The sequence below is a fragment of the Enterobacter soli genome, assembly GCF_964208575.1.
In the GTDB taxonomy this organism is placed as follows: Bacteria; Pseudomonadota; Gammaproteobacteria; order Enterobacterales; family Enterobacteriaceae; genus Enterobacter; species Enterobacter soli_A.
The window spans coordinates 12,088-27,498 of the sequence record NZ_CAXOFU010000032.1 but is presented as its reverse complement, the minus strand read 5'-3'; the positions used below and the strand labels follow the sequence as shown (position 1 = coordinate 27,498).

Annotated in this window: 15 protein-coding genes; 9 read left to right on the top strand and 6 right to left on the bottom strand. The window is 55.6% G+C overall.

What is annotated here, in order from left to right; all coding sequences use genetic code 11:
• The 3 genes from AB6V08_RS22040 to AB6V08_RS22030 form a co-directional block, all read right to left on the bottom strand.
• Positions 1-396, bottom strand: a 396-nt coding sequence (locus tag AB6V08_RS22040; protein WP_368544919.1) for a 4Fe-4S dicluster domain-containing protein, incomplete at its 3' end; no start/stop codon positions are given.
• 10 nt (positions 397-406) lie between these two features.
• Positions 407-2,845, bottom strand: a complete 2,439-nt coding sequence (gene ynfE / locus AB6V08_RS22035; protein ID WP_368544918.1) for a selenate/tellurate reductase subunit YnfE — start codon at positions 2,843-2,845, stop codon at positions 407-409.
• Between the two features lie 145 nt (positions 2,846-2,990).
• Positions 2,991-3,284 (bottom strand): DUF1161 domain-containing protein, encoded by a 294-nt coding sequence (locus tag AB6V08_RS22030; RefSeq protein WP_368544917.1) that lies wholly within the window; start codon positions 3,282-3,284, stop codon positions 2,991-2,993.
• A 77-nt stretch (positions 3,285-3,361) separates the two neighbouring features.
• Between AB6V08_RS22030 and AB6V08_RS22025 the strand changes: the two genes are divergently transcribed.
• The gene (locus tag AB6V08_RS22025; protein WP_439649910.1) at positions 3,362-4,108 is read left to right on the top strand and encodes a YnfC family lipoprotein; all 747 of its coding nucleotides are present in this window, start codon (positions 3,362-3,364) and stop codon (positions 4,106-4,108) included.
• Positions 4,109-4,132: 24 nt separating this feature from the next.
• Here the strand turns inward: AB6V08_RS22025 and speG are convergent, their stop codons facing one another.
• Positions 4,133-4,684: a spermidine N1-acetyltransferase gene (gene speG, locus AB6V08_RS22020; protein ID WP_439649909.1), complete on the bottom strand. Its 552-nt coding sequence runs from the start codon at positions 4,682-4,684 to the stop codon at positions 4,133-4,135.
• A 15-nt stretch (positions 4,685-4,699) separates the two neighbouring features.
• Entirely contained in the window at positions 4,700-5,038 is a 339-nt protein-coding gene (locus AB6V08_RS22015; protein ID WP_234672726.1) for a DUF1283 family protein, read from the bottom strand.
• Between the two features lie 151 nt (positions 5,039-5,189).
• On the opposite strand from AB6V08_RS22015, the gene AB6V08_RS22010 reads away from it, so the two are divergent.
• The 8 genes from AB6V08_RS22010 to AB6V08_RS21975 all read left to right on the top strand — a co-directional run bounded on the left by AB6V08_RS22010 (position 5,190) and on the right by AB6V08_RS21975 (position 14,613).
• The gene (locus AB6V08_RS22010) at positions 5,190-5,516 is read left to right on the top strand and encodes a YnfA family protein (RefSeq protein WP_368544914.1); all 327 of its coding nucleotides are present in this window, start codon (positions 5,190-5,192) and stop codon (positions 5,514-5,516) included.
• Positions 5,517-5,627: 111 nt separating this feature from the next.
• The gene (gene manD / locus AB6V08_RS22005; RefSeq protein WP_368544913.1) at positions 5,628-6,842 is read left to right on the top strand and encodes a D-mannonate dehydratase ManD; all 1,215 of its coding nucleotides are present in this window, start codon (positions 5,628-5,630) and stop codon (positions 6,840-6,842) included.
• A gap of 14 nt (positions 6,843-6,856) precedes the next feature.
• Positions 6,857-7,873, top strand: a complete 1,017-nt coding sequence (locus AB6V08_RS22000) for a Zn-dependent oxidoreductase (RefSeq protein WP_368544912.1) — start codon at positions 6,857-6,859, stop codon at positions 7,871-7,873.
• A gap of 76 nt (positions 7,874-7,949) precedes the next feature.
• Positions 7,950-9,326: an MFS transporter gene (locus AB6V08_RS21995; RefSeq protein ID WP_368544911.1), complete on the top strand. Its 1,377-nt coding sequence runs from the start codon at positions 7,950-7,952 to the stop codon at positions 9,324-9,326.
• Positions 9,323-10,729 carry a glucuronate isomerase gene (uxaC, locus tag AB6V08_RS21990; protein WP_368544910.1) on the top strand — a complete coding sequence of 469 codons (1,407 nt, stop codon included), beginning with the start codon at positions 9,323-9,325 and terminating at the stop codon, positions 10,727-10,729. The genes AB6V08_RS21995 and uxaC overlap by 4 nt, the downstream gene beginning before the upstream one ends.
• A 26-nt stretch (positions 10,730-10,755) precedes the next feature.
• The gene (locus AB6V08_RS21985) at positions 10,756-12,300 is read left to right on the top strand and encodes an MFS transporter (RefSeq protein WP_368544909.1); all 1,545 of its coding nucleotides are present in this window, start codon (positions 10,756-10,758) and stop codon (positions 12,298-12,300) included.
• A 228-nt stretch (positions 12,301-12,528) separates the two neighbouring features.
• Positions 12,529-13,992, top strand: a complete 1,464-nt coding sequence (locus AB6V08_RS21980) for a mannitol dehydrogenase family protein (RefSeq protein WP_368544908.1) — start codon at positions 12,529-12,531, stop codon at positions 13,990-13,992.
• Between the two features lie 189 nt (positions 13,993-14,181).
• Entirely contained in the window at positions 14,182-14,613 is a 432-nt protein-coding gene (locus tag AB6V08_RS21975) for a universal stress protein (RefSeq protein ID WP_368544907.1), read from the top strand.
• A 42-nt stretch (positions 14,614-14,655) separates the two neighbouring features.
• Here AB6V08_RS21975 and AB6V08_RS21970 read toward each other — a convergent pair whose 3' ends face one another.
• Positions 14,656-15,342, bottom strand: coding sequence for a GntR family transcriptional regulator (locus AB6V08_RS21970; protein ID WP_368544906.1), 687 nt, complete (start codon positions 15,340-15,342; stop codon positions 14,656-14,658).
• Positions 15,343-15,411: the final 69 nt, after the last annotated feature.

Genomic DNA, 15,411 nt, shown 5'->3' with positions numbered 1-15,411 from the left:
GCGGGAGTGGCAGCCGTCGCACTTGGTCATGTGGCCTTTCGCGGCGTTGTACTGCGGCGCGCCGTACGGGCAGGCCATATGGCAGTAGCGGCAGCCGATGCAGACGTCTTCGTTTACCACCACAAACCCGTCGTCGCGCTTGTGCATCGCACCGCTCGGGCAGACCTTGGTGCAGGCCGGGTCTTCGCAGTGGTTGCAGGCAATCGACAGGTAATAGGCGAAGACGTTCTGATGCCAGACGCCGTTGTCCTCCTGCCAGTCGCCGCCCGCGTATTCGTAGATACGGCGGAAGCTGACGTCCGGGGTTAAGTCCTTATAGTCCTTGCAGGCCAGTTCGCAGGTTTTGCAACCGGTGCAGCGGCTGGAATCAATAAAAAATCCATACTGGGTTGTCATGTGTTATTCCTCATGCCTTCTCGATCTGCACCAGGTTGGTGTGCTGCGGGTTACCTTTCGCCAGCGGAGAAGGACGATGGGTGGTCAGCGTGTTGATGCAGGAGCCGTGGTCAACGCGATCGCCGCTCATGTTGGCGTCGTGCCACGCGCCCTGGCCCATCGCGCTCACGCCCGGCATGATGCGCGGCGTCACTTTCGCCGGAATGCGCACCTCGCCGCGGTCGTTGAAGACGCGCACCATGTCGCCGTTTTTAATGCCACGCTGCGCGGCGTCGACCGGGTTCAGCCAGACTTCCTGACGGCAGGCCGCCTTCAGCACGTCAACGTTGCCGTAGCTGGAGTGGGTGCGCGCTTTATAGTGGAAGCCGAACATCTGTAATGGCCAGGTCTTGCGTTCCGGCGCATCCCAACCGTCAAAGGTAGAGGCGTAAACCGGCAGGGCGGTGATGGTTTCGTCTTTTTCCAGCTCCCACTTGCTGGCGATCTCCGCGAGCCGGCTCGAGTAGATCTCAATCTTACCCGACGGGGTTTTAAGCGGGTTGGCCTCCGGGTCGTCGCGGAATTTTTTATAGGCCACGAAATGCCCGTTCGGATCTTTGCGCTTGTAGATGCCCATCTTTTTCAGCGCGTCGTAGGACGGCAGCTGCGGATCTTTTTCCAGCATTTTGGCGTACAGATACTGCAGCCACTGCTCCTGGGTGCGCCCCTCGGTAAACTGCTGATACACGTCCGGGCCGAGGCGCTTCGCCACTTCGCTCATGATCCAGTAAATCGGCTTACGCTCGAACTTCGGCGCGGTAACGGGCTGGAGGAAAATCAGGTAGCCCATGTTGCCCGCGTAGTCGTTAGGAATGATGTCTTCCTGCTCAACGGTCATCAGATCCGGCAGGACGATATCGGCATACTTCGCCGACGAGGTCATGAAGTTGTCGATAACCACGATCGTTTCGCACTTGCTCTCGTCCTGCAAAATATCGTGGGTTTTGTTGATATCGGAATGCTGGTTGGTGATGGTGTTTCCGGCGTAGTTCCAGATAAATTTGATCGGCACGTCGAGCTTATCTTTCCCGCGCACGCCGTCGCGCAGCGCGGTCATCTCCGGGCCGCGCACGATGGCGTCCGTCCAGCTAAAGCAGGAAATCTGGGTTTTGACCGGGTTTTCCGGCAGCGGCATACGTTCGATGGTGATGGTGTAGGTGGATTCACGCGCGCCGCTGTTGCCGCCGTTGATGCCGACGTTGCCCGTCAGGATCGGCAGCATGGCGATGGCGCGGGACGTCTGCTCCCCGTTGGCCTGACGCTGCGGGCCCCAGCCCTGGCAAATGTACGCGGGCTTCGCCGAGCCAATTTCGCGCGCCAGTTTGATGATGCGATCGGCGGGAATGCCGGTGATGCGCGACGCCCACTCCGGCGTTTTGGCCGTGGCGTCCTCCCCCTGACCGAGGATGTACGCTTTGTAGTGTCCGTTGGCGGGCGCGCCTTCCGGCAGCGTTTTCTCATCGTAGCCGACGCAGTATTTATCGAGGAACGCCTGGTCAACCATGTTCTCGTCGATCAACACCCACGCAATCCCGGCGACCAGAGCGGCATCGGTGCCCGGGCGAATCGGGATCCACTCGTCTTCACGCCCGGCGGCGGTGTCGGTGTAGCGAGGATCGATAACGATCATCCGCGCATTAGAACGTTCACGCGCCTGTTCGAGGAAGTAGGTGATCCCGCCGCCGCTCATGCGCGTTTCGGCCGGGTTATTGCCGAACATGACCACCAGCTTTGTGTTCTCAATGTCCGAGGTGCTGTTGCCGTCGTTGGAGCCGTAGGTGTACGGCATAGCGCAGCTGATTTGCGCCGTGCTGTAGGTGCCGTAATGGCTGAGGAACCCGCCGTAGCAGTTCATCAGGCGCGCCACCAGCGAAGCGTAAGGGGAGGAGCGGGTGATGTTGCCGCCGACAATTCCGGAGGAGTAATTGATGTAAACTGCTTCGTTACCGTACTTTTCCACCACGCTTTTCAGGCTGGTGGCGATGGTATCCAGCGCTTCGTCCCAGGTGATGCGCTCGAACTTGCCTTCACCGCGCTTGCCGACGCGTTTCATCGGATAGTTCAGGCGGTCCGGATGATTGATACGACGGCGTATGGAGCGCCCGCGCAGGCAGGCGCGGACCTGGTGGTTACCGTAAATATCATCGCCGGTGTTGTCGGTTTCTACCCAGTACACTTCGTCATCGCGAACGTGCAGGCGCAGGGCGCAGCGGCTGCCGCAGTTAACCGAGCAGGCTCCCCACACCACTTTATCGTCAGCGGGCTGCACGGCGCTCTGCACCGCTGCGGCGGCACGTTTTAAACCGAAAGGTAAGGAAAGCCCACCGGCGGCAAGCGCCAGTGAGCCTATTGCGGTAGATTTGACCAGCGTTCGACGGCTTATCCCGCCGTGATTGTCTGCCTCGGACATAGCTCACCCCATCATTGTCAGTAAGAGTTATTGACGCCCGTGATTACAACCGGGCTAATGATGGGTGAGTTTTACTTATTTAAGGGTAGTGAATATTAATCCTTATCAATTCAATGGGTATTGAACGGACGATCGGGCATAAAAATCACTGCGGTTCGGCTTGTGCATTGTCCTGTGCGCCCGATGCCGCGCCGCTACCCGTGCGGGTGTACAAAATTTTAAAGGTGTCATTGGCACAATGCCCAACCACTTGGGCGTCCGGCCTGTCGGCCTGATCGTTCGGCACGATGTTCAGCGTAAAGCCGCTCTCAGGGACGCCGTTGTTAATAATCTTCTGCTGTATGTCGCTTTTCACGCGCTCGCAGGAGTCCGGGGCAGCCAGCACGGCCGGGGCAGCACTCATCAACACCAGGGCGGTAATCCAGGGTAACCTTTTCATCTGTCGCTCCTTCTTCTCTTTTCTCTGGGTGTAGATTAATTCTAGCAGGGTTCGTATAAACATCTGTATTTGCTAATATGATTGGGAATTATCTCCCTGTATCGGACAATAATGTGAAGAAATACGCAGTGATAACGCTCCTGGCAACGACGCTGGTAGGGTGCGACAACGGCTCTGCGCCGCTCTCTTTTTCGCCGGAGATGGCGAGCTTCTCAAATGAATTTGATTTTGATCCTCTGCGCGGGCCGGTCAAAGACTTTACCCAGACGTTGCTCAACGAGAAGGGCGAAGTGACCAAGCGGGTGGTTGGCACAGTGTCCACCGAAGGGTGTTTCGATACTCTGGAGTTACACGATCTGGAATCCAATACCGGCGTGGCGCTGGTGCTGGACGCCAATTACTACCTCGATGCGGAAACGCAGCAGCGCAAGGTGAAATTACAGGGCAAGTGCCAGCTTGCGGAGCTGCCTGCGGCGGGCGTGACCTGGGACACCGACGACAATGGGTTTGTTGTCGCGGCGCACGGCAAAGAGATGGAAGTGAAGTATCGCTACGATGCAGAAGGGTATCCGCTGGGGAAAACCACGATCTCCGGCGACCAGCAGCTCTCTGTCCAGTCTACGCCGTCAAAAGATCAGCGTAAAAAGCTCGACTACACGGCGGTGAGCATGCTCAACGACAAGCCTCTGGGACACGTCCGGCAGAGCTGTGATTACGACCGGCACAACAATCCGGTGGCCTGCGATCTGCTGATTATTGACGACAGCGTAAAACCCGCCGTCGAGCGCAAGTACACCATCAAAAACAGCATTGATTATTATTGATGCGATAAATGAAAACCGCGCAGGTTACTGCGCGGTGGGTTTCAGCAGGCTGGCTGAAGAGGCTTTGTGTCCGGCCAGATGTTGATGCTGGAAGATACACATGCGGATGGTGTTGCGGTACTCGCCGTTGATAAAGAACTCGTGAATCAGCTCGCCTTCCACCATAAAGCCCAGCTTGCGGTAGATGTGGATCGCTTTTTCGTTCTCTTTATCAACAATCAGGTAGAGCTTGTACAGGTTCAGAACGTTGAATCCGTAATCCATCGCCAGCTTTGCCGCCCGCGAAGCAAGGCCTTTGCCCTGATGCTCCGGGGAGATAATGATCTGGAACTCGGCCCGGCGGTGAACGTGGTTGATCTCAACCAGCTCCACCAGCCCGGCCTTTTCACCCTCACACTCCACCACAAAACGGCGTTCGCTCTGATCGTGAATGTGTTTGTCGTACAGATCGGACAGCTCAACAAAGGCTTCGTACGGCTCTTCGAACCAGTAGCGCATCACGCTCGCGTTGTTGTCGAGCTGGTGAACGAAGCGCAGATCCTCGCGCTCCAGCGGTCGAAGTTTAATATCGTCCATGTTCATCCCGGCAGTTTAGGGTGCAACCGTGCGGCCAGTGCGGCGGTCCAGGCAGCGCAGGGTGTTGGGCTCCCAGTAGGCGTTCACGTTGGCGCTTTGCTGACATTTGTCGCGCGCGTCAAAGGCGACGTCTTCTTTGTCCCACTCTTTCTCAGCACGCTTGTTCACCTTCTGGCGAAGGTTGCGGGTGTCATTCCATTGTTCTTTGTCCATCGCGGCGTTCTGACGGCTTTGCGCGCTATCGCCAGACTCAATAATGAGCTTGCTGGTTTCGGCAGATGCCGTAGCGGAAAAAGCGAACGTTGACAGCGCGAAGAGGGCTGTCAGACAAAGGCGTTTGCTTAATGTAGTCATAGCGTTTCCTTTTAACGGGTGCAGATAATCGGTTTACCCAGGTTGGATTCTACACCAATCCAAAAGCGCAGAATACCCGCGCGGCAGGTATGTAAAAGTACAGCCGATTATCGCGTATCATGTCTCAACCAACCCTCAAAAAATGTTCATTATGATCAAAACGACGCTGCTTTTTTTTGCCACCGCACTGTGTGAAATCATCGGCTGCTTCTTGCCCTGGCTCTGGCTGAAGAAGGGGGCATCGGTTCTGCTGCTGGTTCCTGCCGGGGTCGCGCTGGCGCTGTTTGTCTGGCTGCTAACGCTGCATCCTGCCGCCAGCGGGCGGGTGTATGCGGCCTACGGCGGCGTGTATGTCTGTACGGCGCTGCTGTGGCTGCGGGTGGTGGACGGCGTGAAATTAAGCCTCTACGACTGGGCGGGCGCGCTCGTTGCGCTGTGCGGCATGTTGATTATCGTGGCCGGATGGGGGCGCGCGTAGGCGCCCATAATTTGTGATCGAACGCTGATTTCACGATCGTTATACTTGTATGGTAGTAGTGTAGTTGAGTAGATTTCCTGCATCACAACAGGCGATGTAAGGAAATAGATTATGAAGATTGTTGGGGCTGAAGTATTTGTGACCTGCCCGGGGCGCAACTTTGTCACCCTTAAGATCACCACCGACGAAGGGATCGTTGGCTATGGTGACGCCACCCTTAACGGACGCGAGCTGTCCGTTGCCTCCTACCTGAAAGATCATCTTTGCCCGCAGCTGATTGGCCGCGACGCGCACCGCATCGAAGATATCTGGCAGTTCTTCTATAAAGGCGCCTACTGGCGTCGAGGCCCGGTAACCATGTCGGCGATCTCCGCTGTGGATATGGCGCTGTGGGATATCAAAGCCAAAGCCGCCAATATGCCGCTGTACCAGCTGCTCGGCGGCGCGTCCCGCGAAGGGGTAATGGTCTACTGCCATACCACCGGCCACACCATCGACGATGTGCTGGAAGATTACGCGCGTCATAAAGAGATGGGCTTCAAAGCCATTCGCGTTCAGTGCGGCGTGCCGGGCATGAAAACCACCTACGGCATGTCTAAGGGGAAAGGGCTGGCCTATGAGCCTGCGACCAAAGGCAACTGGCCGGAAGAGCAGCTGTGGTCAACCGAAAAATACCTCGATTTTACCCCGAAATTATTTGACGCGGTGCGCAGCAAGTATGGCTTTAATGAGCATCTGCTGCACGACATGCACCACCGTCTGACGCCAATCGAAGCAGCGCGTTTCGGCAAGAGCATCGAAGAGTTCCGCATGTTCTGGATGGAAGATCCTACTCCAGCGGAAAACCAGGAGTGCTTCCGCCTGATCCGCCAGCACACCGTAACGCCAATCGCGGTAGGGGAAGTGTTCAACAGCATCTGGGACTGCAAACAGCTGATTGAAGAACAGCTCATCGACTACATCCGTACCACCATCACCCATGCGGGCGGTATCACGGGGATGCGTCGTATCGCTGACTTTGCTTCGCTGTACCAGGTGCGTACCGGCTCACACGGCCCGTCCGACCTGTCGCCAATTTGCCACGCTGCCGCGCTGCACTTCGACCTGTGGGTGCCGAACTTCGGCGTTCAGGAATATATGGGCTACTCCGAGCAGATGCTGGAAGTGTTCCACCATAACTGGACCTTCGATAACGGCTATATGCACCCGGGCGACAAGCCGGGTCTGGGCATCGACTTCGACGAAAAACTGGCGGCGAAATACCCGTACGACCCTGCCTATCTGCCGGTTGCCCGTCTTGAAGATGGCACGCTGTGGAACTGGTAAAAGAGGAGCGAACAATGAAAAGCGTAGTCATTCAACAGCCGAATGCGCTGGTGCTTGAAGAACGATCCGTTCCGGCGCCCGCCGCGGGTGAAGTCCGCGTTAAAGTGAAGTTTGCCGGGATTTGCGGTTCCGACAGCCACATCTACCGGGGGCACAACCCGTTCGCCAAATATCCGCGCGTGATCGGCCATGAGTTCTTCGGCGTGATTGATGCGGTGGGCGAGGGCGTTGATCCCTCCCGTATCGGGCAGCGTGTCTCCGTCGACCCGGTGATCAGCTGCGGCCACTGCTACCAGTGCTCGGTGGGCAAACCGAACGTCTGCGCCTCGCTGGTGGTGCTGGGCGTACACCGCGACGGCGGCTTCAGCGAATACGCCGCGGTGCCGGCGAAAAACGCGTGGGTGATCCCCGATGCGATTTCCGATAAACACGCCGTCATGGTTGAGCCGTTCACCATCGCGGCGAACGTGACCGGGCAAGCCAAACCGACCGAACAGGATATCGCGCTGGTCTACGGCGCGGGCCCGATGGGTCTGGTGACCGTGCAGGCGCTGAAAGGCGTTTACAACGTGAAGCAGGTCATCGTGGTAGACCGAATCGATGAACGTCTGGCAATGGCAGAGCGCAGCGGCGCGGATTGGGTATTCAACAACGCCGGGCAGTCCGTTCAGTCGGTGCTGGATGAAAAAGGCGTGAAGCCCACGCTGATTATCGATGCCGCCTGCCACCCTTCAATTTTGCAGGAAGCAATTACCCTGGCTGCACCGGCCGCCCGCATTGTGCTGATGGGCTTCTCCAGTGAACCAAGCCAGATAATCCAGCAGGGAATTACGGGCAAAGAGCTGTCGATTTTCTCGTCGCGCCTCAATGCGAACAAATTCCCGGTTGTGATCGAGTGGTTGGAAAAAGGACTTATCGACCCGGATAAACTGGTTACTCATACCTTTGACTACCACCACGTAACAGACGCTCTCGAACTGTTTGAAAAAGACCAGCGCCAGTGCTGCAAGGTCTTGCTGACGTTCGACTAATAAAAACTAACGCGGTTAAGAGCCTGCAAAGACAGGCTCTAAGTGGTACGCATCTTACCTTTCAGAGATAGCCATTATGACTCAGACACAACCTCAAAGAACGACCTCAGATCTGGTGAAAGCCGCCGTGTCAGGCTGGCTTGGCACTGCGCTCGAATTTATGGATTTCCAGCTCTACTCCCTGGGGGCCGCGCTGGTCTTCCATGAGATCTTCTTCCCGGAGCAATCCGCCGCGATGGCGCTGATTCTGGCGATGGGAACCTACGGCGCAGGCTACATCGCCCGTATCGTCGGGGCCTTTATTTTTGGCCGCATGGGCGACAGCATTGGCCGTAAAAAAGTGCTGTTTATCACCATAACCATGATGGGGATCTGTACCACGCTGATTGGCGTGTTGCCGACCTACGCGCAGATTGGCATTTTCGCACCGGTGCTGCTGGTGACCCTGCGTATCATCCAGGGCCTGGGGGCCGGGGCGGAAATCTCCGGTGCGGGAACCATGCTGGCGGAGTACGCGCCGAAAGGGAAACGCGGCATTATCTCCTCGCTGGTGGCGATGGGCACCAACTGCGGCACCCTGAGCGCAACGGCTATCTGGGCGGTGATGTTCTTCGTGCTCGATCGTGAACAGCTGATTGCCTGGGGCTGGCGTATTCCGTTCCTCGCAAGCGTGGTGGTGATGATCTTCGCTATCTGGCTGCGAATGAACCTGAAAGAGAGCCCTGTCTTCGAAAAAGTGAGCGATGAAGAGACCGTCGCCCCGGCCGTCGCGCAGGAATCCACGCTGGGCGCAATGTTCAAGAGCAAGTCGTTCTGGCTGGCGACCGGTCTGCGCTTCGGTCAGGCGGGTAACTCAGGTCTGATCCAGACGTTCCTGGCGGGCTACCTCGTCCAGACGCTGATGTTCAACAAGAGCATTCCCACGGATGCGCTGATGATCAGCTCCATCCTCGGCTTTATCTCCATTCCGCTGCTGGGCTGGCTGTCGGACAAAATTGGCCGTCGTCTGCCTTACATTGTGCTGAACATCTCCGCCATTCTGCTGGCGTACCCGATGCTGTCGATCATCGTCGACAACAGCTACAGCCCGGGCGTGATCATGATGTCCATCATCATCATTCACAACTTCGCGGTGCTCGGCCTGTTTGCGCTGGAAAACATCACGATGGCCGAAATGTTTGGCTCGCGTAACCGCTTTACCCGTATGGCGATTTCGAAAGAGGCGGGCGGCCTGGTGGCAGTTGGTTTTGGTCCGGTTCTGGCGGGTATCTTCTGCAACATGACCGGTTCCTGGTGGCCGATTGTCGTCATGATGATTGTCTACTCCCTGATTGGCCTGGTCTCCGCGATATTCATGCCGGAAGTGTGCGACCGCGACCTGAGCGAAGCTGAAGATGCCGCAGAAGCGAAAGCCTTAAAAGCGAAAGCGCATCGCTACGGAATGCAGTCATGAGTTTTATTAACGATCGCTTTATGATCGGCAATGAAAGAGGCGTGAAGCTTTATCAGGACTATGCGAAAGACCTGCCTGTTATCGACTATCACTGCCATCTTGATGCCAAAGAGATTTTCGAAAACCAAAACGCAGCAAACATCTCCCAGCTTTGGCTGGGGGGTGACCACTACAAATGGCGCGCGATGCGCGCCAACGGTATCGACGAAAAGTTTATTACCGGCGATGCGTCACCCGAAGAGAAGTTTGCCGCATGGGCTGAAACCGTGGAGTCCAGCTTTGGTAATCCGCTTTATCACTGGACGCACCTGGAGCTGAATAAATACTTTTCCTGCGACGAACCGCTTGGCAGCCATAACTGGCGCGAAATTATGGAGCACTGCAACCGCTTATTGCAGCAGCCCGACTTCGCGCCGCGGGAATTAATTAAACGCTCAAACGTCGAAGTGATTTGCACCACCGATTCGCCATTGGACTCTTTACGCTATCATCAGCTATTGCGTGACGACGCTTCGTTTAACGTAAAGGTTCTGCCAACGTTTCGTCCCGACGATGTATTTGCCGAAGACGCGCTGGTATTTTCTGCCTTTATTACGCGCCTGGCGGAAATAACGCAGGTCGACATTGCCTCATTTAATGATTTCACCGCGGCAATGGGAAACCGAATTGATTATTTCCACGAAACGGGATGCCGTATTTCCGATCACGGCCCGGTTGAGATCCGCTATCAGGCCGCAAATGAAGAGGACATTAACCGCCTGTTCAACCGCAAGCGCAAAGGCGAGGCGTTAAACCCGCAGGAAACTGCGAGGCTGGAAAGCGCGATATTTGTGATGCTGGCGCGTCACTATAAACAGCGCAAATGGGCAATGCAGATTCATTTTGGCGCGATCCGTAATAACAATACTCGTATGTATCGGGCGCTGGGCGTCAACACCGGCTTTGACTCCTTGACCGACCAGAACCATCTGGCCGCCAACCTGAACCGCCTGCTGGACGCGATGGCGCAGGCGGACGCGCTGCCGAAAACCATTCTGTATAACCTGAACGCCAGCTACAACGACGTGGTCGCGACAACCATCGCTAACTTCCAGTCTGCGGAGCACGGCGTGAAATCGCCGATCCAGTTTGGCTCCGGCTGGTGGTTTAACGACACGCGACGCGGCATGGAAAATCAGCTTAATAGCCTGGCCGATCAGGGGCTATTAATGAACTTCGTCGGCATGCTTACCGATTCCCGCAGCCTCGTATCCTATACGCGCCATGATTATTTCCGCCGCATCCTGTGTAATTTAATTGGGGGATGGGTAGAGAAGGGGGAAGTGCCCGACAATAACGACATTCTTTCTCGAATGATCGTCAATATTTGCCACGATAACGCCAGGAATTATTTCGATTTTTAATGCTCTTCATCTAGAGAGGATGGATCATGTCTCGGAAAAACAAAAAAATAACCATTCCGGTTAGTATTGGCTATGGCTTGACCGATATTATGGGCGGCGGCGCGTTTACCGTTATTGGCGCCTGGCTTCTTTTTTTCTACACCACGTTTGTTGGCCTGTCGCCGGTAGAGGCGGCATCGATTGTCGCCATTGCGCGTATTGTCGACGCCATCGTCAGTCTTTTTATGGGCAGTTTTACCGACCACTTTTATAAAAATTATTTTGGTAAGAAATTTGGCCGCCGTCGCTTTTTCCTGCTGATCGGCGCACCGCTAATGCTGGTATATGCGCTGCTCTGGCTTGATGGTATGGGCTATGGATTTTATCTTGCGGTCTATTTAGCGTTCGAGATTATTGCGGCAATGGTGCTTATTCCGTGGGAAACCCTGCCTTCAGAAATGACCAAAGACTTTAATTCCCGAACCAAGCTGTCAACCTGCCGTATGTTTTTATCGGCGTCGGGCACGTTCCTGGCAACCTTTATTCCCGGCCTGCTCATCGGCTACTTCGGGGAAAATAGCGCCCATGCGTACCTGATTAACGGGGTTATTTTTGCGGTGCTGTTTATGGTCTGCGTGTTCATTTCCTGGAAAGTCACCTGGGAACGCGAGCTGACGCCGGAGATGAAGGCCGACATCGAGACCCGCGCGCCGCGTAAAACCGGACTGGAAAAGCTGGCGGCCTTTTTCCAGCTGTTTAAAGACTACGGCTCAACCCTTAAGGTCCGCGCGTTCAGAAAGCATCTGGCTATCTACCTGCTGTCGTTCACCGGCAAAGACGTTTACAACACCGTATTCGTGTTCTTCTGCGTTTACTGTCTGAATGTCTCTTCGTCGCTGGCGGGAACTCTGCTGTCGATGAGCATTGTCGGCCTGCCCGTCACGCTCGTGGCCGGTATTGGGATCATCAAGTATGGCCCGTCTAAGCTCTATATCTTTGCTTATTCGCTGATGATGCTGTGCCTGGGGGGCTTCTTTGCCGTGTACCAAATCCCGGCGCTCAACACCGTGGCCACGCTGGTCATTCTGGCAGGGCTGTACCAGGTGGGGCGTTCGGTTCTGGAATTTACCCCGTGGAACGTGTTCCCGTTTATTCCGGATATCGATGAAATGGTCAGCCACCAGCGCCGTGAAGGACTCTTTGCCGCCGTGATGACCTTTGCCCGCAAAACCACCGTGGCCATCGCGACCTTTATTGTCGGCCTGCTGCTGCAAAGCGGGGGCTTCGTGAAGGGAAGTCAGACCCAGCCGCCGGAGGCCATCCATACCATCGCCATGATGTTATTCATTGGCACTGCCGGGCTGCTGATTCTGGCGCTGTGGCAGGCGCTGACGTTCCACCTCAACAAACGCACGCACAAGATTTTTGTTGATGAACTGGATCGCCTGAAAGCCAACGGCTCTCCGCAGCTGGCCACGCCGGAAGCGCGTCGGGTGGTGGAAGATCTCACCGGGTACGCCTACGACACGCTGTGTCAGGGCAAAAACGCCTTCCCGGCAAGTGTTTCCCCAAGGGTAACAGCGGCGGGCTAGAGTGGTTTATATCTTTTGCTCTAGATGTCACACAACTTGATTTTTATATCACACCAATTAGACGAAAGTTAATGTAAATCAATATTCGGCGCGGCACATTCAGTATGGTTATGGCTCATCCATTTTCATACGTACTGCCATTCTAGTTGGTGTAGTCAGCAGATCCGCAGCGGCGAGGGTGTTGTCGCTGCGGGGTTACATTTTACATTACGACAACGAGTCTTAATCATGGAAAACCAGTTATTAAAGGCGAAAGCCACGCTTCCTCAGTACGATCGCGAAAACCTGAAAACGCGAATTGTTCATCTAGGGTTTGGCGCTTTCCATCGTGCGCACCAGGCGGTGTATACCGACATTCTGGCCGCTGAACACGGTAGCGACTGGGGTTACTGCGAAGTGAACCTGATTGGCGGCGAGCAGCAAATTGCCGATCTTAAGGCTCAGGACAATCTCTATACCGTCGCTGAAATGTCTGCCGATGCCTGGACATCGCGGGTGGTGGGCGTGGTGAAGAAAGCGCTGCACGTTCAGGTTGATGGCCTGGAAACCGTGCTGAACGCCATGTGCGAACCACAGATTGCGATTGTCTCGCTCACGATTACCGAGAAGGGCTACTGCCACTCTCCGGCGACCGGGCAATTGATGCTCGATCACCCCTTCATCGTGGCGGACCTGAAAAACCCGCATCAGCCAACGTCTGCGCTGGGCGTGATCGTTGAAGCCCTGGCGCGTCGTAAAGCGGCGGGCCTGCCGGCCTTCACCGTGATGTCCTGCGATAATATGCCAGAAAACGGCCACGTTATGCGCAACGTCACCTGCGCCTATGCCCGCGCGGTGAACGCCGAGCTGGCGGATTGGATCGAAGCCAATGTGACCTTCCCGTCCACGATGGTCGACCGTATCGTTCCGGCAGTAACGGCTGAAACCCTGGATAAAATCGAACAGCTGACCGGCGTGCGCGATCCGGCAGGCGTAGCCTGCGAGCCGTTCCGCCAGTGGGTTATCGAAGATAACTTCGTCGCTGGTCGCCCGGCGTGGGAAAAAGCGGGGGCAGAGCTGGTGGCCGACGTGATCCCGTTCGAAGAGATGAAGCTGCGTATGCTGAACGGGAGCCACTCGTTCCTCGCGTACCTCGGCTATCTGGCTGGCTATCAGCACATTAACGACTGCATGGAAGATGAAAACTATCGCCGCGCCGCCCACGCGCTGATGCTGAAAGAGCAGGCGCCGACCCTGAAGGTGAAAGGCGTTGACCTTGCGCATTACGCCGATCTGCTGATCGCGCGCTACAGCAACCCGGCGCTGCGCCACCGCACCTGGCAAATCGCGATGGACGGTAGCCAGAAGCTGCCTCAGCGTATGCTGGACTCCGTGCGCTGGCATCTGGTGCACCAGAAGAGCTTCCCGCTGCTGGCGTTGGGCGTGGCCGGCTGGATGCGCTACGTTGGCGGCGTGGATGAGCAGGGCAATCCAATCGACGTCAGCGACCCGCAGCTCGCGGCGATCCAGGCGGCGGTTAACGGCAGTGCCGAAGGCGAAAGCCGCGTGCACGCGCTGCTCGGCATTGAGGCTATTTTCGGCAATGAGCTGCCGAAAGAGGCGGTATTTGTCGATGCGGTAATGAACGCGTATCAAACATTATTGCAGAAGGGCGCGAAAGCGGCCGTCGCGCAATTCGCTGCACAGCTGTAAATACTTCCCGTGCCGCCGTTTCCGGCGGCACAAATTTATGTGCTGACATATCTCAACGTCTATTTACAATCCGGACAATTGTTTGCCTTTATTGATGATAACAGCAGGCAACGGTTTAGGGTTTGTTTACCGTGATAATGCAATTCTATCTACAGAAAATAACTCTTTCACAGGAATAAGGAGCCAGGTATGTACAAAAATATTTTGATGCCTGTTGATGTATTTGAAATGGATTTGAGTGATAAAGCGGTTCGTCATGCAGCGAACCTCGCGAAGGCAGAAGGGGCGTCCATCACGCTGGTGAACATCCTGCCGAACAGCAGCCGCTCGCTGCTGCGCGGGTTCAACGCGGATATCAAAAAGTTCGAAGAGTACATGACCACGGAGTCAGAAAAGAAAATGAACGCCTTAAAGCGTTTATTTGATATCGCTCCGGAGAATATTCACTGTAAGGTTCGTTTTGGGAACGTGCGTGATGAAATTATTGCCCTGAGTAAAGAAGGGGAATTTGACGTCATTGTTATCGGGTCTAAAAACCCAAGTATTACCACGCACCTCCTCGGCTCGAACGCGGAATCTATTTTACGCTACGCGCGAATTCCGGTATTAGTTGTTCGCTAATATAACCGCCGCGTCCCCAGAAATATCGGGATGCGGCAGCCATTAATCTTCGCTAAACCAGTCGCTATTTTCCTGCCGAATTAACTGCACCGATTCGCTAATTTCCTGCAAATGCATGGTCATTGCGTTTTCCACGCCGTCGAGATCGCGTTTTTCCAGCGCGCTGAAAATATCATGATGCTGGCGAAGCAGCATTTCCGGCGGAGAGACATGATCCAGGCTCATGTAGCGCACGCGGTCGATGGTGGCTTTGATGTTCTCGATGGTGTCCCATGCCAGCTGGCAGTCTGCGATTTGCGCCAGCTTCTGGTGAAACTCATCGTCGAGCTGGAAGAAGTCATTCAGCTGCTTGCGGTCAATCGCGATGCGCTGCTGGTTCAGGTTTTGTTCCAGCAGATAACACTGGTTATCGTTAATCAGCGATGCCGCACGGCGCGCCACCGCGCGCTCAATCGCCTGGCGAACGAAGCAGCCGTTACGCACCTGCGAGAGCGAAATTTTGTTCACGTAGCTGCCGCGCTGCGGGCGGATCTGGATCAGGCCGTTTTCCGCGAGCTTAATAAAGGCTTCACGCACCGGCTGGCGAGAAACGTCGAAGCGAACCGACACTTCTTTTTCGGAAAGAGGCGTTCCCGGCGGGATCAGGCAATGAACGATGTCACGTCGCAATATGCGATAGATTTGCTGATTAACAGGCTGGGTGGGATTGAGTTGCGATTCAGCGGCCATTGGTTGTGATTTCTCAGAGAGTTAACCTGAACATACTACCATTCTTTTGACTGGCATCACAGACCCGGC